This window comes from Micrococcus sp. (assembly GCF_030523875.1).
Classification (GTDB): domain Bacteria; phylum Actinomycetota; class Actinomycetes; order Actinomycetales; family Micrococcaceae; genus Micrococcus.
Genome location: NZ_JAUNHR010000003.1, coordinates 1 through 17,960, shown reverse-complemented (window position 1 = coordinate 17,960; position 17,960 = coordinate 1). Strand labels below are relative to the sequence as shown.

Sequence of the window (17,960 nt, the reverse complement as noted above, 5' to 3'; positions counted from 1 at the left end):
GCGCCCGGACCCCCCCGCCCCCCCCCCGGGGTCCCGGCCCCCACGTCCGGATGGGCGCGAAGGACGGGGAGCGCAACACGGGGCACGCCGGGGCGGGGGCGGCAGAGAGGTGCCGGAGGAACACCGGAGCGGACGACGACGGCACGCCCGTGGGCAGGACGCCCGCGCCCACCACGGACTTCCCCCGGGCCGGGCGATCGTATACGATCAAGGCAGTGACCGTGTCCCAGGCCACATCGACCGCCCCGGCGCGGCCGCCCATCACCAAGGAGCAGCGATGAGCAACCTCGAGAACCGCCAGAAGACCTCCTCCGGCTTCTACGTGGGCCAGGAGGGCCCCGTGAAGACGGAGAACCCGATCCCCACCCCGAAGGCCGAGGCCCCGGACGTGCTGCGCTGCGCGTCCATGGAGCTCGTGGTCACCGACCTCGAGAAGTCCCGGAGGTTCTACGTGGACGTCCTCGACCTCGTGGTCACGGAGGAGGACGAGAACACGGTCTACCTCCGCTCCATGGAGGAGTTCATCCACCACAACCTGATCCTCCGCAAGGGCGAGACCGCCGCCGTCGCCGCGTTCTCCTACCGCGTGCGCACCCCCGAGGACCTGGACAAGGCCGTGGAGTTCTACACCGAGCTGGGCTGCCGCGTGGAGCGCAACAAGGACGGCTTCGTCAAGGGCGTCGGCGACTCCGTGCGCGTCGAGGACCCGCTGGGCTTCCCCTACGAGTTCTTCCACGACGTGGAGCACGTGGAGCGCCTGGCCTGGCGCTACGACCTCTACACCCCCGGCGCGCTGGTGCGCCTGGACCACTTCAACCAGGTCACCCCGGACGTGCCCCGCGCCGCCCGCTACATGCAGGACCTGGGCTTCCGCGTGACCGAGGACATCCAGGACGAGAACGGCACCGTCTACGCCGCGTGGATGCGCCGCAAGCCCACCGTGCACGACACCGCCATGACCGGCGGCGACGGCCCCCGCATGCACCACGTCGCGTTCGCCACGCACGAGAAGCACAACATCCTGGCGATCTGCGACAAGCTCGGCGCCCTGCGCATGTCCGACGCGATCGAGCGCGGCCCGGGCCGCCACGGCGTCTCCAACGCGTTCTACCTCTACCTGCGCGACCCGGACGGCCACCGCGTGGAGATCTACACCCAGGACTACTACACCGGCGACCCGGACAACCCCGTGGTCACCTGGGACGTGCACGACAACCAGCGCCGCGACTGGTGGGGCACCCCGGTCGTGCCGTCCTGGTACACCGACGCCTCCCTCGTGCTGGACCTCGACGGCAACGTCAAGGAGGTCGTGGCCCGCACGGACGAGTCCGAGATGGCCGTGACCATCGGCGCCGACGGCTTCTCCTACACCCGTCAGGAGGAGGGCGAGGAGTCCCTGCCCGACTACAAGAAGGGCGAGTACAAGCTCGGCCACCAGCTCTGAGCCGCACTCCTCCGAGCCGCATCAGACAGGGCCCGCCGCTCAGTCGACGGGCGTCCCCGCGAGCACCTCGCGCATCCCGGCCGCGTCGAACCGGCCGCCGAACACGGGCGCCCCCGGCTCGAGCAGGCGCGCCGCCTCGGCCGGGGCGGGGACGGCGTCGAACCCGAGGGAGTCCACGAACGCGGCCACGCGGTGCACGGCGTCCGCGTCGGACCCCGCCACCGCCACGGCCCTGCGCCCCGGGGCGCCCGCCGGGCGGGCGTCGGCGAGCAGCTCCGCGTAGGCGGCGTGGTTGAGCGTCTTCACCACGGGCGTCCCGGGCAGCCGCCGCGCCCACCAGTCGGCGTCCACGCCCTCATCCTCGGCCGGCACCGCGTCCCACGCGTTGGTCGCGTCCACGACGTCGCCGCGCACGCCCGAGAGGTCCAGGCCGGCGAGCGCGGGCTGCGGCACCGCGAGGACCACGACGTCGGCCCGCGCCAGCAGCTCGGCCAGGGGGACGGCGCGCGCGGACGGGAGGATCGAGCCGAGGACCAGCTCGAACATCGGGCTCCCCGGCCGCTCCGCCACGAGCAGCTCGTGGCCGGCCTCCGCGGCCAGCCGGCCGATCACGGCGCCGAGCTTGCCCACCCCCACCAGGCCGACCGTCCGGCGCGCGGGGGCGGGAGCGGGGCGGGCGTCGTCGAGGGCGGGGGCGTTCGGGGTGCTGGCGAGATTGTTCTTCATGTTTGAAATAACTCCGGCGCGCCCGGCGTTGTTCCCGGTGACACGATCCACCCCACACCCCTCGGAGGACCCCATGGACCTGGAATTCGGCATCGACACCTTCGGCGACCGGACCGCGGATGCCGACGGCGAGCTCGAGACCCACGCCGCGGGCGTGCGGCACGTCGTCGACCTGGGCGTGACGGCCGAGCAGGCCGGCCTCGACGCGTTCAACGTCGGCGAGCACCACCGCGACGACTACACCGTCTCCGCGCCCGAGATGGTGCTGGCCGCCATCGCCGCCCGGACCCAGCGGATCCGGCTCGGCACCGCCGTCACCGTGCTCTCCTCGGACGACCCCGTGCGCGTGTACGAGCGCTTCGCCACCCTCGACGCCCTCTCCTCCGGCCGCGCCGAGGCCGTGCTCGGCCGCGGCTCGTTCACCGAGTCCTTCCCGCTGTTCGGCTACTCGCTGCACGACTACGAGGACCTGTTCGAGGAGAAGCTCGAGCTCTTCGCGCAGCTGCGCACGCAGCAGCCGCTGACATGGTCGGGCCGGCACACCCAGGACCTCGACGACGTCACCCTCTACCCGCCGCTCGAGGGCGGCGAGCCGCTGCGGACGTGGGTGGCGGTCGGCGGCTCGCCGCAGTCCGTGGTGCGCGCCGCGCGGCACGACCTGCCGCTCATGCTGGCCATCATCGGCGGCCCGTCCTCCCGCTTCGCGCCCTTCGCGCAGCTCTACCGCGACGCGCGGGAGAAGTTCGGCCATGAGGGCGAGTCCCGCGTCGGCTTCCACATGATCGGGCATGTCGCCGAGACGGACCACGCGGCGTTCCAGCAGTTCGCCCAGCCGTACCTGTCCCACCACGCGCGGCTCGGCGCCGAGCGCGGCTGGCCGCGCATGACCCCGCAGGCACTGCAGGGCGAGCTGGACCACGGGCTCATGGCCGTCGGCTCCCCCGAGACCGTGGCCCGGAAGGTGGCCCGGGGCATCCAGGACCTGGGCGCCTCCCGGGTGAGCTTCAAGGTGCAGCACGGGCCGATCGCCCACGAGCACAACCGCCGCTCCGTGGAGCTGTTCGGCGAGAAGGTCGTCCCCCTCGTGAAGGACATGCTCGCCGGGAGCTGACGCTCCGGCGCGCTCGGCCGCAGGGACGACGGGCGGCGCACGGGAGGGCGGCACGGAAGGGCGCGGCGCCGCACTCTCGGCGGCCCGGGGGCGTCGTATACGATTCAGGAGACCTGGGTCACGTGCACGTCGCCGCTGACATCCCGACGCCGGAGCCGCGCGGCCCGGCCGCCCCGCCGTCGCCCCGAGGAGGCCCCGTGCTGGACCACGCCATCCACCAGAAGATCGCCGACGAGCTGCACGAGGCCGGGCAGACCGGCACCCCCGTGCCGCTGCTCACTGCCCGCTACGAGGGCATGGGGGTCGAGGACTCCTACGCGGTGCAGCGCATCTGGGCGCGGCGTCAGGTGGAGGCGGGCCGCCGCGTCGTCGGGCACAAGATCGGCCTGACCTCGAAGGCCATGCAGGCCGCCACGGGCATCACCGAGCCGGACTACGGCGTGATCTTCGACGACCAGGTGGTGGAGTCCGGCCACGAGTTCGAGACCGCGCGCATCACCAACCCGCGCATCGAGATGGAGCTGGCGTTCGTGCTCAAGGACGAGCTGCGCGGGCCCGGCGTCACCCTGTTCGACGTCCTGCGCGCCACCGAGTACGTGGTGCCGGCCCTTGAGGTGCTCGACGCGCACGTGGAGCTGGAGGGCCGGACCATCGTGGACACCATCGCGGACAACGCCGCCCTGGGGTACATGGTGCTCGGCGGCCGCCCCGTGGCCCCGGACGCCGTCGACCTGCGCTGGGTGGCCGGGACGCTCTCCCGCAACCAGACCATCGAGGAGACCGGCGTGGCCGCCGGCGTGCTGAACCACCCGGGCAACGGCGTGCACTGGCTGGCCAACCGCCTGGCGGACCACGGGGACTCCCTGGCCGCCGGCGAGGTGGTCCTGGCCGGCTCCTTCACCCGCCCCATGCACGTGAGCGCCGGGGACACCGTCACCGCCGACTACGGGCCCCTGGGCACCGTCACCTGCCGCTTCGCCTGAGAGGGGAGACCATGCCCGTCCGCCACAGCACCCAGCCCCTGGTCCGCGACCTGTTCACCGCCGAGGCCCGCGCGGCCCGCGGCGGCCGCCCCGCCGCCGGCATGTTCCTCAGCTCCGGAGACTGCACCGCCGCGGAGATCTGCGCCGGCTCGGGCCTGGACTACCTCCTGATCGACGGCGAGCACGCCCCGCTCTCCCTCGAGACCGTCCTGGCCCAGCTGCGCACGATCGCCGGCTACGGCGTGCCCGTGATGACCCGCGTGCCCGCCCTCGACGCCGTGCTCGTCAAGCAGTACCTGGACCTCGGCGCGCAGACGCTGCTGGTGCCCATGGTCGACGACGCCGACCAGGCATCCCGGGCCGTGGAAGCCGTCCGCTACCCGCCGCACGGCGTCCGCGGCGTCGGCTCGGCGCTGGCCCGCTCGGGCCGGTGGAACCGCGTGCCGGGCTACCTCGACGACGACGCCGACCACGTCAGCCTGTTCGTGCAGATCGAGACGCGGGCCGGGGTGGAGAATGCCCGCGCCATCGCCGAGACGGACGGCGTGGACGGGATCTTCGTGGGCCCCTCCGACCTGTCCGCTTCGATGGGCCTGCTCGGCCAGCAGTCCCACCCGGACGTGGTGGCCGCCGTGGAGTCGGTCATCCGCGCGGCGAATGAGGCCGGGACCGTGGTGGGCGTCAACGCATTCGTCCAGGCGCAGGCGCGGGCCTACGCCGAGGCCGGTGCGGACTTCGTCAACGTGGGCGCCGACGTCGCGCTGCTGGCCCGCGCCGCCGAGGCCCTCGCGGACGAGTGGTGCCCCGCGCCCGAGGGCGGCGCCGAGGGCGGGCGCGCCTCCTACTGACGGACGACGCCCCCGCCCCGGCCGCATGCGGGGGCGGGGACGCGCCGGCTCAGCCCGAGACCTGGCCCACGGGCACGACGCCCACCTCGGCGGCGTACCGCTCGTACTCCCGCTTCAGGCGACGCAGCACCCGCGGCTGCTCCGCCGCCAGGTCCGTGGTCTCCCCCGGGTCCGCCTCCAGGTCGAACAGCAGCCAGCGGCCGGAGGGACGGCTGCCGCCGAGGTACCCGCCGGTGCGCTCGGAGACGCTCAAGGCCTTCCACCTGCCCAGGCGCACGGACCGGCTGCCGTTGATCTCGAGGCACTGGGCCTGGCGCGGGCCCTCGCGGTCCGCATCCGGCCGACGCAGCTCCCGGCTGAAGTCCCGGCCGCGGATCGGCGCCGCCCCGGCGTAGTGGCGCTCCGGGGTCCCGGTGAGCCGCAGCAGCGTGGGCACGATGTCCCTGACGTCCAGGTAGGCACCGGAGACCGCACCGCGGGCCACGCCCGGCCCCGCGATGATGGTGGGCGAGATGGTCCCGCCGTCGGTGGTGAACCCCTTGAAGAGGGCGAACGGGGACATGGACGCCTGGGCCCACACCGGGCCCGTGCTGATGTAGCTCGTCCCACGGCCCATGTTCTCCAGGCTGTTGTCGAAGTTCTCCCGGATCCAGGGGCCCCACTTGCGGTTGCCCTCGCGCAGCGAGCCGGCCGCGCCGTTGTCCGAGAGGAACACCACGATGGTGTCCTCCAGCTGTCCGCGCTCGCGCAGGGCGTCCATCACCCGACCGATCGCCTGGTCCATCGTGTCCACCATGGCCGCGTAGACCTCCATGCGGCGCGTCCACGGGGCCCGCTCCTCCGGGGTCATCGTCGCCCAGTCCTCGGCGCCTACGATCGGGTGCGGGACGACGTCCTCGTCGACGAGGCCGAGCTCCTTGAGGCGGGCGAGTCGGGCGTCCGCGAGGGCCTGCGGGCCGGCGTCGAACATGCCGCGGTAGCGGGCCACGTCCTCCTCGGGAGCCTGCAGGGGCGAGTGCGGCGCGGTGAAGCTGAGCACCCCGAAGAATGGCTGGGTCTGCGGGGTCTCGTCGAGGAACTCCAGGAACGTGTCGGTGAACTGCGTGGTCGAGTAGAAGGCCTCGTCCACCTCGTAGACCCCGCCGTCCAGGGTGAACAGGTCGGGCCCGTCCGGGGACGGGTTCGGCCCCACGTACTGGTAGTGGTTGGACTCGCCGCGCAACATCGAGAAGGCCCGGTCGAAGCCCCAGCGGGTGGGGTCTCCAGACTGCTCGATCCCCAGGTGCCACTTCCCGGACAGGAAGGTGCGGTACCCGGTCTCCTGCAGGCGGCGGGCCACGGTCACGGCGCGCTCGTTGAGGTGGCCCTCGTAGCCGGGCTGGCCCTCCTGCTCGGGCGCGACCAGCTCGATCATGTTCCCCAGGCCCACCTCGTGGTTGTCCTGGCCGGTGAGGAGCATCGACCGGGTGGGCGCGCAGTAGGGGGAGACATGGGCGTTGGTCATCCGCGTCCCGCGCTCGGCGAGCTCCTGGAGGTGGGGGGTGCGGATCTCTACGGAGCCGAACGGCGTGATGTCCGACCAGCCCATGTCGTCCGCGACGAGGAGGACGACGTTGGGGCGTCCCGGGCGGCCGTGCCCGCGGCCGGGGTGGCGCTGCGGGTCGGCGGCCCGGTCCGGTCGGGCGGCGGCTGCGGGGGCCGTGGCGAGGGCCGCGGCGCCGGTCGCGCCGATCAGGGTGCGGCGGCTGAGAGGGGTCATGGCTGGTCCTCCTGGGACGGGTGGGGGGCGGGACGGGAGGGACGGCGGACGCAGCGGAAGCCGAGATGGCTGGTGCCGGTGTCCACCGTCTGCGGCTGGCGCGCCGCCGGCCGGTAGCGGCGGCAGTAGTCGGGGGAGCAGAGGTAGGAGCCGCCCTTGAGGACGCGTCGGGGGACGCGCACCTCGGGCTGGTCCGGGTCGTAGGACGCCTCCCGCCGGCGCGCCTCGTCCTCCCCCGGCCCGCGGGGGGCCGGCGCGCAGCAGGGAGGGGTGGGCGCAGCGCGCGGTGCGGCGGCCCCGTCGGGCGCGTGACCGGGGGCGTACCAGGTGTCGGTCCACTCCCAGACGTTGCCGCAGACCTCGTGCAGGCCGTACCCGTTCGGGGGAAAGGTCCCCACCGCGCAGGTGCGGGGAACCCCGGCCGGGCCCGTGCGGAGCCAGGGAAACCGGCCGATCCAGGTGTTGGCCAGCACCGCGCCGTCCGGGTGGAGCTCGTCCCCCCAGGCGTACGCGGCGCCCTCCAGACCGCCGCGGGCCGCGTGCTCCCATTCGGCCTCGGTGGGCAGGGACAGCCCGGCCCACTCCGCGAAGGCCGCGGCATCCGCGTGGGCCACGTGCACGACCGGGTGGTCGAGGCGGTCCTCGATGTGCGAGCCCGGGCCCTCGGGGTGGCGCCAGGAGGCGCCGGGGACCCACCGCCACCACTGCCCCGGCCGGGTGAGGTCCACGGGGCCGCGGGTGCCGGTGAACACGACGCTCCCGGGGACGAGCGCCTCCGCCGGCGCCCCGGGGTAGTCGGCGGGGTCGGGCGCCTGCTCGGCGACCGTGACGTGGCCGGTCTCGGCGACGAAGCGCTCGTACTGGCGGTTGGTCACGGTGGTCACCCCGACCTCCAGGTCGGGGACGTGCACCCGGTGGGCCAGCGCCTCCTCCGGGTAGTGCTCGTCGGAGCCCATGGTGAACCAGCCGCCAGGCACGGTCACAAGCCTGGGCGCGCGCTCCTCCTGGGGGGCGGGCGTCGTCAGGGGCGGCACGTCTCTCTCCTCGGGTCGGGGGGCCGGAGGCGTCGCCTCCGGCCCCGGTGCGGCGTCAGACCAGGCCGGGGACGGCCGTCCCGAGGCCCAGCACCACGAGGACGCCGACCAGCGGCACGAGGACCGTCACCACGCCGATGTCCTTGTAGGCCTGGCGGTGGGTCAGACCGCACACCAGCAGCAGGGTGATGATGGCACCGTTGTGGGGCAGGGAGTCGAAGCTCACCGAGGCCATCGCGATCACCCGGTGCAGCAGCTCCAGGGACATCCCCTGCTGCGCCGCCAGCTGGGAGAGCTGCTCGCCGAAGTTGGACAGCGTGATGGACAGTCCGCCGGAGGAGGACCCGGTGATGCCGGAGATCGCGGCGGTGGCGATCGCCCCCACCACGGCGGGGTTCGAGCTCACGCCGAACAGGCCGTCCCGTACGACGGCGAACACGGCCAGGGAGGCGATGACGGCGCCGTAGCCGACCTCGGAGGCGGTGGTGAACACGGGGAGCACCGAGTTGCGGGCGCCTTCGGAGAGCGCCTTGACGTACTCGCCGGCCCGGCGCGGACGCAGGAGGAAGACCACGACGATGGCGGCGACGAGGGCGACGGTCACGGACCACACGCCGAGCACGGCGGAGAGCGTGGTGGCCCCGAAGCGCTCCTCCTGCAGGTAGGAGGCGTCCATGGCCGGGGAGATCACGTAGACGAACAGGGCGTTCACGACGACCACCACGAGGATCGGGAGCAGGCCGAGCAGGCCTGACCGCACGGCCGTGCCGAACGGGACGGCGGCGGCGGCGTCGGCGCGGGCCAGGACCCCGGTGTCGGGGTGCGGATGGGCCGGCGCGGCGCCGACGGCCGCCTCTGGGTCGGCGGCGCCGGTGGCGGTGCGGGCCGGGCCGCCGCCGGCGAGGCCGAGCGCCCCCGAGGAGATGTCCGTGAAGCCCTCGCCGCGGCGCAGCATCGAGCCCTGGCGCCACCGGAGCCAGGCGTAGCCGAGGCCGAAGGTGACGAGGGCGCCGATGACACCCAGGACCGGGGCGGCGTACACCGTGGTGCCGAAGAACCGGGTGGGGATGGCGTTGTGGATCTGCGGGGAGCCCGGCAGCGCGGCCGTGGCGAAGGTGAAGATGCCGAGGGCGATCGCGGCCGGCATCAGGCGCATGGACACGTTCGCCTCCCGGAAGAGCGGGACGGCGATCGGCACGATCGTGAACGCGATCACCCAGGCGCTGATGCCGCCGTAGGTCATCAGCGCCGTGATCAGCACCGTGGCCAGGATCGCCTGGCGGGCCCCGAGCAGACGGGGGATGAGACGGGCGAGGTCCTCGGCGTGGCCGCTGACGGTCATCAGCCGGCCGAAGACGGCGCCGGCGATGAACAGCGGGAAGAACGAGATGACGAAGTTGCCCAGGGCGGGCATGAAGACCTGGGTGTAGCTCGCCAGGAGGGGCCCCCACGAGAACAGCACGGCGATCAGGGCGGCGAGGGGGGCAACGACGAGCACGGAGTGCCCGCGGTACGCGAACGTGATCAGGAAGATCAGCGAGACGACGATGCCGAGCAACGGTATCAGCATGGGGGGCCTCTCGGGTAGGGATGGCGGGGCCACCCTCCGGTGGCTAGTCGCCGACCCTATCTGTGACGTGCATCACCCCGCGTGATGGTCTCCATCACCGGCGCTGGGGGGGTGGCCCCTCAGGCCCCGCGGCGGCGCTCGACGTCCTCGGACAGCTCTTCCCTGAGGAACTCGATGGCGGCCTCCACCCGCCTCGGGTGGGCCCGGCCCGGCTGCAGCAGGGCCACCACGGCGTTGCCCTGGATGTGGTCCAGCACGGGCACGTAGACCACGCGACGCCCGTCGAAGACCTCCCGGGAGACGGGGACGGTGTAGACGAAGCTGTACCCCAGGCCCCGGGCCACCAGACCGCGCACCGTCTCCATGGACGCCGTGGTGAACGGCTCGCCCGGCTCCTGGTCGACCGAGCGGAACAGCCACAGGACCCGCTCGACCACCGGCGGGGACTCGACGAGGATCAGCTGCCCGCCCACCAGGTCGGCCATGGTCACGTGGTCCCGCTCGGTGAGCGGGTGGCCCTCCGGCAGCATCGCATAGGGCGGCGCGTCGGCCAGCCGGATCGTCTCGAAGGCCCCGCGCCGTGAATGGGCGAACACCACCGCGACGTCGGCCCTCCCGTCGCGGACGGCGGCCTCCAGGTCGTGGGGCTGCCCCTCGAGGCACACGGCCTCCACCCCGGGGTGCTCCCTCCGGAACCGGTCCAGCAGCGGGGGCAGGATCCTCGGGGCCATGCTGGCGGCGACGCCCAGCCGCAGCTTGCCGCGCAGGCCGGTGAAGCCGCCCAGGACGCTGGCCTTCAGGTCCTCCGTGCGGGTGAGGATCTCCCGGGCGAGGCCGGCGAACTCGACGCCCTCCGCCGTCGGGGTCCCGCGCTGCGAGGCGGAACGGGCGAGCAGCTCCACGCCCACGTTGCGCTCGAGCTGCGCCACCGCCATGGACACGGCGCCCTGGGACACGCCGCAGGCCCGCGCGGCGGCGGTCACCGACCCGTGGTCGACGATGCCGACGAAGTACTCCAGTTGGCGCAGGGTGAAGTCGGCCATGAGCGCTCCTGTCCTCGAGGGTCCGTCAGACGCGGCGGCTGGCGCCACCCGCCCATCAGAGAATCTGATGATCTCGATCATCCCCTCGTCCTGTTGCCGAGACGCAGATCACTCTACGCTCGGCGTCACCGAGTCCCCCCAGGGAAAGGACGACCACCATGGCGTACTACCGCCAGGTCGGCGTGGTCCCCAAGACCCGCCACACCGCCTTCCGCGATGACGAGGGCAACCTCTATTCAGAGGAGCTGATGGGCGAGGAGGGCTTCTCCTCCGACTCGTCCCTGCTCTACCACCGGCACATCCCGTCCTCGATCGTCGGGGCGCGTCCGTGGACGCTGCCAGACCAGACCCTCACCCCGAACGACCCGCTCCTGCCGCGCCACCTGAAGCTGCACGACCTCTTCACCGAGGACCAGGCGGCGGAGACCGACCCGGTGACGGGCCGCCGTCTCGTCCTGGGCAACGGCGACGTGCGCCTGAGCTACGCGTGGGCCGCCAAGACCTCACCGCTGTACCGGAACGCCGTGGGCGACGAGTGCGTCTACATCGAGCGCGGCACCGTGCGGTGCGAGACGGTCTTCGGCGCGATCGACGCGGTGCAGGGGGACTACGTGATCATCCCGCGTGCCACGACGCACCGCTGGGTGTTCGACGAGGAGGCCGGCGAGAAGGCCCGCATGTACTTCATCGAGGCCAACTCCCACATCGGCCCGCCGAAGAACTACCTCTCGAAGCACGGCCAGCTGCTCGAGCACGCCCCGTACTGCGAGCGCGACCTCCACGGCCCCACCGAGCCGCTGCTGGTCGACGGCGAGGACGTGGACGTCTACATCAAGCACCGCGGGCGCGGCCCCTCGGGCCTGGGCGGCACGATCCACACCGTCCCCCAGCACCCGTTCGACGTCGTCGGCTGGGACGGCTGCCTGTACCCGTACAAGTTCTCCGTGTACGACTACATGCCGATCACCGGCAAGGTGCACCAGCCGCCGCCCGTCCACCAGGTGTTCGAGGGGTGGAACTTCGTGGTGTGCAACTTCGTGCCCCGCAAGGTCGACTACCACCCCGACGCCGTGCCGGTGCCGTACTACCACTCGAACGTGGACTCGGACGAGATCATGTTCTACGTGGAGGGCGACTACGAGGCCCGCAAGGGCTCCGGCATCCAGGCCGGCTCCATCTCCATCCACCCGGGCGGCCACTCCCACGGGCCGCAGCCGGGGGCCGTGGAGAAGTCCCTGGGCATCGAGTACTTCGACGAGCTCGCCGTCATGGTGGACACGTTCCGCCCGCTGGACCTCGGTGAGGCCGGCCTGGCCTGCGACGACGGCAAGTACGCCGCGTCCTGGACCGGCGGCCGGTGGATCTCGGGCGAGTCCGCCTGACCCGCCGCCCCCTCCTCCGCCGGGCGGCCGGCGCCGGCCGGCCGCCCGGGCCCCCCGGCGGTAGGGCCCCCGGGGCCCCGGCCCAGCCCCCCGCGCGCCCGGGGGTCGTCGACCGCGCCGCCGTCTTCCCGCCCGGTCTCGCGCCGCTGGACCGCGCCGTGCGCGAGCACGTGGCCCGACGTGCCACCGCGGTGCACCCGCTCACCGGACCCCTGATCCTGCCCCTCGACGAGATCGCCGCGGCGATCCCCCTCGCCGAGGCCGCCGGCGCCGGCCAGGACGGCGAGCCGCCCATCGCCCTGAGCATCGTGACCCCCTCCGGCCGACTCGAGGACGCCCTGCACGCCGTCGACGGGACCTCGGCCCTCCGCCTGCATGCGATCGAGCTCAAGACGGACCCCGAGCCCGGCGCGTGGCGGACGGAGCTGCCCCCGGTGGCCCAGGCCGCCGCGGCCGAGGGCGCGCCCGAGATCTTCGTGGAGCTCACGGCCGACCAGGTGGCCGACGGGGCCCTCGAGGCCATCGCCGGCACGGCCGTCCGGCTGAAGTACCGCACGGGGGGCGTCCGCAAGGACCTGTTCCCCAGCCCGGAGCAGCTGGCCTCCGTCCTCCACGAGGCGGTCGAGCGCGGGCTGAGCCTCAAGCTCACCGCCGGCCTGCACCAGGCGGTCCGCTTCACCCATCCGGCCACCGGGTTCACCCACCATGGGTTCCTCAACATCGCCGTGGCGATCCTGCGCGCCCAGGCCGGCGAGGACCAGGCGCGTCTCGTCGAGGCCCTCCGGTCCCGGGACGCCGAGGCGGTCGTGGCCGAGGCCGGGCGCTCCGACGCGTGGCGCGACGTGTACCGCTCGTTCGGCACGTGCGACATCCCGGAGCCGGTGGAGTCGCTGCAGAGCCTCGGCCTGCTCCCCGCCGACCTGCTCGACGGCTACCGCCAGACGCTCGCCGCGACCGCCCCGGCCGCGGACGACCCGACCCCGAAGGAGTGACCATGGCCCTGACCATCGCCCCCGACAGCCTCGCCGCCCGGCACGGCAGCGAGGGCTTCGACGCCCACAACCTCCCCTACGCCTCGGCCTCCCAAGGCGAGGGCGAGCGCCGCCTCGTCGTCCGCCTGGGCGACCAGGCCGTGGACCTGACCGCACTGGTGCGCGCGGCCGACCTGACCGGCCCGGTCGCGGAGGCCGCCGGCGCCGCGGACCTGACGCCGCTGCTCGAGCTCGACGCGGACGCCTGGAACGCCCTGCGCGCCGCCGTCCAGGGGGCCGTGACCGCCCCCGGCTCCGCCGAGGAGCTCGCCGCGGCCACGACGCCGGTCGCGGACCTCACGCTGCACCTGCCCTTCACCCCGGCCGACTACGTGGACTTCTACGCCTCGGAGCACCACGCCTCCAACGTGGGCCGCATCTTCCGCCCGGACCAGGATCCGCTCCTGCCGAACTGGAAGCGACTGCCGGTCGGCTACCACGGCCGCGCCGGCACGCTGATCGCCTCCGGCACGGACGTGCCGCGCCCCAAGGGCCTGCGCCCGTCACCGGACGGCCCGCCCCTGCAGGGCGAGCCCTCCTACGGCCCCTCCCGCCGCCTGGACATCGAGGCGGAGATCGGCTTCGTCCTCGGCGGCTCCCGGCCGCGCGGCGAGGTCACCCTGGAGGAGGCGCGCCGGCACGTGTTCGGCCTGGTCCTGGTCAACGACTGGTCCGCGCGCGACATCCAGGCGTACGAGTACGTCCCCCTGGGCCCGAACCTGGCCAAGTCGTTCGCGACGTCGGTGGGCGCCTGGGTGGTCCCGCTCGCCGCGCTGGACGCGGCCCGCGTGGCCCCGCCGGCCCGGGACGAGGAGCTCGCCGAGTACCTCGACGACTCCTCCCTCGAGCCCTGGGGCTTCGACATCGCCATGGAGGTCGAGCTGGACGGCGAGGTCGTCTCCCGTCCCCCGTTCGCCCAGATGTACTGGACCGGCGCGCAGATGCTGGCCCACATGACCACCAACAACGCCTGCCTGCGCCCCGGCGACTTCTTCGCCTCGGGCACCGTGTCCGGCCCGGAGAAGGCCCAGCGCGGCTCCTTCCTCGAGCTGTCCTGGGGCGGAGAGGAGCCGTTCCAGGTCAACGGCGAGGACACCACCTTCCTCGAGGACGGCCACACCGTCGCCATCCGGGGCACCGCCCCCGGTCCGGACGGCTCGGTCGTGTCCCTCGGCGAGGTGACCGGCACGGTGCTGCCCGCCACCTGATCCGCCGCACTCACGTCCTGGACAGGACGTCCCCGGCACGACGGCCCCGTCGCATCGCGCGGCGGGGCCGTCGGCGTGCCGGGCCGGGCCAGCCCGACGCCCCGGGTGACGCCGCCGGGCGAGCCCCCCGCGCACTGGGCGGCACGCCGTAGCGTGGACCCATGTCCACCCCCGCCCTGACCTCGCACTTCGCCAACGCGTTCCCGGAGCTGTCCGCCCCGTCCCGCGCCTGGCAGACCCCGGAGCCGCGCCTGCTGCACCTCAACGCCGCGCTCGCCGCGGAGCTCGGCCTGGATGAGGCCTGGCTGCGCACCGAGGACGGCGTCCGGTTCCTCACCGGCGAGGCCCCCGGCCCCGACGCCCGCCCCGTGGCCCAGGGGTACGCCGGCCACCAGTTCGGCGGCTACTCGCCCCGCCTGGGCGACGGGCGCGCCCTCCTGCTCGGCGAGCTCACCGCGCCCGTCGGCGGCGGCGCCCCCGACCCCACCGCCCTGCGCGACCTCCACCTCAAGGGCTCCGGCCTGACCCCGTTCTCGCGGGAGGGCTCGGACGGGCTCGCGGCGGTCGGGCCGATGCTGCGCGAGCTGGTGGTCTCCGAGGCGCTGCACGCCCTCGGCATCCCCACCACGCGGGCGCTCGCCGTCGTCGGCACGGGGCGCACGGTGCGCCGGCAGACGGCGCTGCCCGGCGCGGTGCTCGCCCGCGTGGCCGACTCGCACCTGCGCGTGGGCACGTTCCAGTACGCCGCCGCGCTCACCCAGCAGGGGCACGCGCCGGAGGACCTCGTCCCGCGCCTGGTCGCGGAGTCCCTGGCCCGCCACCATCCCGAGCGGGCCGACGCCGACGTCCCCGCGCTGGCCCTGCTCGAGGCCGTGGTCGCTGCGCAGGCGGACCTCGTGGCCCGGTGGATGCTCGTGGGCTTCGTGCACGGCGTGATGAACACGGACAACGTGACGATCTCCGGCCAGAGCATCGACTTCGGCCCGTGCGCCTTCCTCGACGCCTTCGACCCGCGTGCGGTGTTCTCCTCGATCGACCGCCAGGGCCGCTACGCGTACGGCGCCCAGCCGCAGATCGCCCTGTGGAACCTCAACCGGCTCGCCGAGACGCTCCTGCCGCACCTGGCGGCGGGCCCGAACGACGCCGTCGCCGCCGCCACGGCCGCCCTCGAGGGGTTCGCGCCCGCGTTCGACGCCGCGTGGCAGTCGGGCCTGGCCGCGAAGCTCGGCGTGCCCCGCACCGAGGCCTCGGACGACGTCGCCGCGCGCCTGCTCGGGCTGCTCGCCGAGGCGCGGGCCGACTGGACGGCGTTCTGGACGGACCTGGCGGACGCCGCGCAGGTCGAGACGGAGGGCGCCGAGGGTGCCGAGAGCGCCGCGGGCGAGGGCCCGGGCGCCGTCGTCGCCCGCCTGCTCCCGGGGACCGACCGCCCCGAGGAGGCCGCCGCGTGGCTCGCCGACTGGCGGGCCCTGGCCCCCGACGTCGCACTGATGCGCCGCACGAACCCGCTGCGGATCCCCCGCAACCGGCCCCTGCAGGAGGCCCTGGACGCCGCCGAGGCGGGCGACCTCGGGCCCGTGGAGGAGGTCCTCGCCGCGGTGCGCGCACCGTTCACGCCCTGTCCCGGCGCCGAACGGCTCGAGCGGCCCGCGGCGGAGGGCGCGGACGAGCGGCCCTTCGTGACGTTCTGCGGCACCTGAGACGTCCAGGTCGGAGGGTGATCAGTCCCGGAAGTGAACATCCGCGGACCATCGGTTGAACCGACCTGCGATGCCGGAGAACACCTCCCGTCATGGCGCAGATCACGATACGATCACGGACGGCGCCGACCCGGCGTCGCCCATGAACTCCCGTGCCGCACCGGGCACCGGGTGCCCCGTCACCCCCTCGCACTCCACCCCCGGCCCGTCTGTCGGAAGGCTTCCCATGCACCTGTCCTCGCCCCTCCCCGGTGCGCGCCCGCACCGCGCCCTGACCCCCGCCCTCGCGGTGGCCGTCCTCTCCGCCGCCGTCGGCGGCCTGCTGCCCCACGCCCCGACACCGCAGGACCCCACCGCCCCCGCTCCCGAGCACACCGGCCGCACCGCGGCGGACACGACCTCGCGGACCGGCGCCGCGGACGCGCCTGCCGAGGCCGCCGAGGTCCGCGGCGAGAGCACCCGGCAGATCGCCCTGTCCGGGGTGGATGAGGATGCCCTCGGCGACGACGCCCTGGCCGGCCTGGACGCGGACCAGCGCAAGCGCCTCGCGGTACTGAGCGCCCCGGTCACCGACGCCCCGTTCACCGTGGTGGCCGCGGCGTGGGCGGCCGGCTCTGGCGAGAGCATCGAGACCGTGCAGGTCCGCCTGCGCCAGGACGGCGCGTGGACCGGCTGGCAGGAGCTCGAGCGCACCGTCTGGACCGAGGACGTGCCGGCCGAGCGCACCGGCACCGACCCGCTCGTGGCGTTCGGCGCCACCGGGGCGCAGGTCCGCGTCGTCACCGCCGACGGCGCCGCGCCCGCGGGCTTCGAGCTCTCCCTGATCGACCCCGGCACGGCCGCCACGGACGAGGCGGTCGCCTCCCAGCCGACCCCCACCCTGGACGAGGTCGCCGAGACCGCGGCCCTGCCCCACGGCGTGAAGGCCGCCGCGCGCCCGGGCGCGGGACAGGACGGGACGGGGGCGCCGTCGTCGTCCGTGCCGCAGGCCACCATGGCGGCGAGCGCCGCCGACGCCCGCGCGAAGATCCTCCCGGACCTCATCACGCGCGCCCAGTGGGGCGCGGACGAGTCCTGGGCGCGGGACTCCACGCAGTTCTCCACCGTCACGGCGCTGACCATCCACCACACGGCCGGCACCAACGGGTACACCCGCGCGCAGGCCGTGGAGCAGATGCGCGGCATCTACGCGTACTACACCAAGACCCTGAAGTGGGGCGACTTCCCGTACCACCTGATCACGGACCGGTTCGGCAACATCTACGAGGGCCGACGCGGCGCGCTGACCTCGAACCCGCTGGGCACCCACGCCGGCGGCTTCAACACGGGCACCATGGGCATCTCCACGCTCGGCAACTACGACGTCGTGGCCCCCTCCCAGGAGACCGTCGACGCGATGGCCCGCGCCGCCGCCTTCTACGTGTACCGGGACGGCCTCGACGCGCACGGCACCGTCACGCTCACCACGGGCGGCACGAACATGTGGCCGGCCGGGTCCCGGGTCACGCTGGACACGATCTTCCCGCACCGCGCCACCAAGTACACCGCGTGCCCCGGGCAGTACCTGATGCCGCGCCTGGACGAGATCCGCGACGGCGCCGCGCGGATCGCCGCCGCGGCCGAGGGCACGACGACGCCGGCCCCCGCCCCCTCGCCCGTGCCGTACACCGGGGACGCCTACACGGTGCAGCCGGGTGACGGGTGGTGGATCATCGCCCAGCGCACCGGCGTGTCCATGCCCGAGCTGCAGCGCCTCAACGGCATGACCGCGGGCACGGTGCTGCACCCCGGCATGGTGCTCAAGACCACGACGGCGACGTCGGCCCCCGCTCCGGTCTCCGGCGGGACGTACACGGTGCAGCCCGGGGACGGGTGGTGGACCATCGCCCAGCGCACCGGTGTCTCCATGACCGAGCTGCAGCGCCTCAACGGCATGACCGCGAGCACCGAGCTGCACCCGGGCATGGTGCTGCGGACCTCCTCCGCGGTGTCCTCGGCGGACACCTACACGGTGCAGCCCAACGACGGCTGGTGGATCATCGCCCAGCGCACCGGCGTGTCCATGGCCGAGCTGCAGCGCCTCAACGGCATGACCGCGGGCACGGTGCTGCACCCCGGCAT

Annotated in this window: 14 protein-coding genes; 9 read left to right on the top strand and 5 right to left on the bottom strand. The window is 74.0% G+C overall.

The features are described from left to right. Positions 1-277 precede the first annotated feature (277 nt). A complete protein-coding gene (gene hpaD / locus Q4D18_RS00915) occupies positions 278-1,444 on the top strand; it encodes a 3,4-dihydroxyphenylacetate 2,3-dioxygenase (RefSeq protein WP_303124883.1) in 1,167 nt (388 codons plus the stop codon). Positions 1,445-1,483: 39 nt separating this feature from the next. On the opposite strand, the gene Q4D18_RS00910 is transcribed toward hpaD, so the two are convergent. Then, on the bottom strand, positions 1,484-2,221 hold the full coding sequence (locus Q4D18_RS00910; RefSeq protein ID WP_303124881.1) for an NADPH-dependent F420 reductase: 738 nt from the start codon (positions 2,219-2,221) through the stop codon (positions 1,484-1,486). Between the two features lie 22 nt (positions 2,222-2,243). On the opposite strand from Q4D18_RS00910, the gene Q4D18_RS00905 reads away from it, so the two are divergent. The 3 genes from Q4D18_RS00905 to Q4D18_RS00895 all read left to right on the top strand — a co-directional run bounded on the left by Q4D18_RS00905 (position 2,244) and on the right by Q4D18_RS00895 (position 5,112). Continuing rightward, positions 2,244-3,281, top strand: a complete 1,038-nt coding sequence (locus Q4D18_RS00905) for an LLM class flavin-dependent oxidoreductase (RefSeq protein WP_303124879.1) — start codon at positions 2,244-2,246, stop codon at positions 3,279-3,281. A 197-nt stretch (positions 3,282-3,478) separates the two neighbouring features. Next, on the top strand, positions 3,479-4,264 hold the full coding sequence (locus tag Q4D18_RS00900; protein WP_303124877.1) for a fumarylacetoacetate hydrolase family protein: 786 nt from the start codon (positions 3,479-3,481) through the stop codon (positions 4,262-4,264). 11 nt (positions 4,265-4,275) lie between these two features. Next, positions 4,276-5,112, top strand: a complete 837-nt coding sequence (locus Q4D18_RS00895; protein ID WP_303124875.1) for an HpcH/HpaI aldolase/citrate lyase family protein — start codon at positions 4,276-4,278, stop codon at positions 5,110-5,112. Between the two features lie 49 nt (positions 5,113-5,161). Here the strand turns inward: Q4D18_RS00895 and Q4D18_RS00890 are convergent, their stop codons facing one another. The 4 genes from Q4D18_RS00890 to Q4D18_RS00875 all read right to left on the bottom strand — a co-directional run bounded on the left by Q4D18_RS00890 (position 5,162) and on the right by Q4D18_RS00875 (position 10,518). Continuing rightward, the gene (locus Q4D18_RS00890; protein WP_303124873.1) at positions 5,162-6,871 is read right to left on the bottom strand and encodes an arylsulfatase; all 1,710 of its coding nucleotides are present in this window, start codon (positions 6,869-6,871) and stop codon (positions 5,162-5,164) included. Further along, positions 6,868-7,905, bottom strand: coding sequence for an SUMF1/EgtB/PvdO family nonheme iron enzyme (locus Q4D18_RS00885; protein WP_303124871.1), 1,038 nt, complete (start codon positions 7,903-7,905; stop codon positions 6,868-6,870). Before Q4D18_RS00885 ends, Q4D18_RS00890 begins: the two co-directional genes overlap by 4 nt. Positions 7,906-7,960: 55 nt before the next feature. Then, positions 7,961-9,475 carry a GntP family permease gene (locus Q4D18_RS00880; RefSeq protein ID WP_303124870.1) on the bottom strand — a complete coding sequence of 505 codons (1,515 nt, stop codon included), beginning with the start codon at positions 9,473-9,475 and terminating at the stop codon, positions 7,961-7,963. Between the two features lie 119 nt (positions 9,476-9,594). Next, a complete protein-coding gene (locus Q4D18_RS00875) occupies positions 9,595-10,518 on the bottom strand; it encodes a LysR family transcriptional regulator (protein WP_303124868.1) in 924 nt (307 codons plus the stop codon). 158 nt (positions 10,519-10,676) lie between these two features. Here Q4D18_RS00875 and Q4D18_RS00870 point away from each other — a divergent pair, with 158 nt between their 5' ends. The 5 genes from Q4D18_RS00870 to Q4D18_RS00850 form a co-directional block, all read left to right on the top strand. Next, positions 10,677-11,900 (top strand): homogentisate 1,2-dioxygenase, encoded by a 1,224-nt coding sequence (locus Q4D18_RS00870; protein ID WP_303124866.1) that lies wholly within the window; start codon positions 10,677-10,679, stop codon positions 11,898-11,900. 158 nt (positions 11,901-12,058) lie between these two features. Next, positions 12,059-12,892, top strand: coding sequence for a hypothetical protein (locus Q4D18_RS00865; RefSeq protein ID WP_303124864.1), 834 nt, complete (start codon positions 12,059-12,061; stop codon positions 12,890-12,892). 2 nt (positions 12,893-12,894) lie between these two features. Then, on the top strand, positions 12,895-14,139 hold the full coding sequence (locus tag Q4D18_RS00860; protein WP_303124862.1) for a fumarylacetoacetate hydrolase family protein: 1,245 nt from the start codon (positions 12,895-12,897) through the stop codon (positions 14,137-14,139). Positions 14,140-14,300: 161 nt separating this feature from the next. Continuing rightward, on the top strand, positions 14,301-15,839 hold the full coding sequence (locus Q4D18_RS00855; protein ID WP_303124861.1) for a YdiU family protein: 1,539 nt from the start codon (positions 14,301-14,303) through the stop codon (positions 15,837-15,839). Positions 15,840-16,065: 226 nt separating this feature from the next. Next, the coding region (locus tag Q4D18_RS00850; RefSeq protein ID WP_303124859.1) for a LysM peptidoglycan-binding domain-containing protein at positions 16,066-17,960 on the top strand (1,895 nt) is incomplete at its 3' end.

Bases quoted from the DNA above. Each gene is read 5' to 3' on its own strand.
- hpaD (WP_303124883.1), top strand. From the start codon at position 278: ATGAGCAACCTCGAGAACCGCCAGAAGACCTCCTCCGGCTTCTACGTG.
- Q4D18_RS00905 (WP_303124879.1), top strand. From the start codon at position 2,244: ATGGACCTGGAATTCGGCATCGACACCTTCGGCGACCGGACCGCGGAT.
- Q4D18_RS00895 (WP_303124875.1), top strand. From the start codon at position 4,276: ATGCCCGTCCGCCACAGCACCCAGCCCCTGGTCCGCGACCTGTTCACC.
- Q4D18_RS00890 (WP_303124873.1), bottom strand. From the start codon at position 6,871: ATGACCCCTCTCAGCCGCCGCACCCTGATCGGCGCGACCGGCGCCGCG.
- Q4D18_RS00880 (WP_303124870.1), bottom strand. From the start codon at position 9,475: ATGCTGATACCGTTGCTCGGCATCGTCGTCTCGCTGATCTTCCTGATC.
- Q4D18_RS00875 (WP_303124868.1), bottom strand. From the start codon at position 10,518: ATGGCCGACTTCACCCTGCGCCAACTGGAGTACTTCGTCGGCATCGTC.
- Q4D18_RS00870 (WP_303124866.1), top strand. From the start codon at position 10,677: ATGGCGTACTACCGCCAGGTCGGCGTGGTCCCCAAGACCCGCCACACC.
- Q4D18_RS00860 (WP_303124862.1), top strand. From the start codon at position 12,895: ATGGCCCTGACCATCGCCCCCGACAGCCTCGCCGCCCGGCACGGCAGC.
- Q4D18_RS00855 (WP_303124861.1), top strand. From the start codon at position 14,301: ATGTCCACCCCCGCCCTGACCTCGCACTTCGCCAACGCGTTCCCGGAG.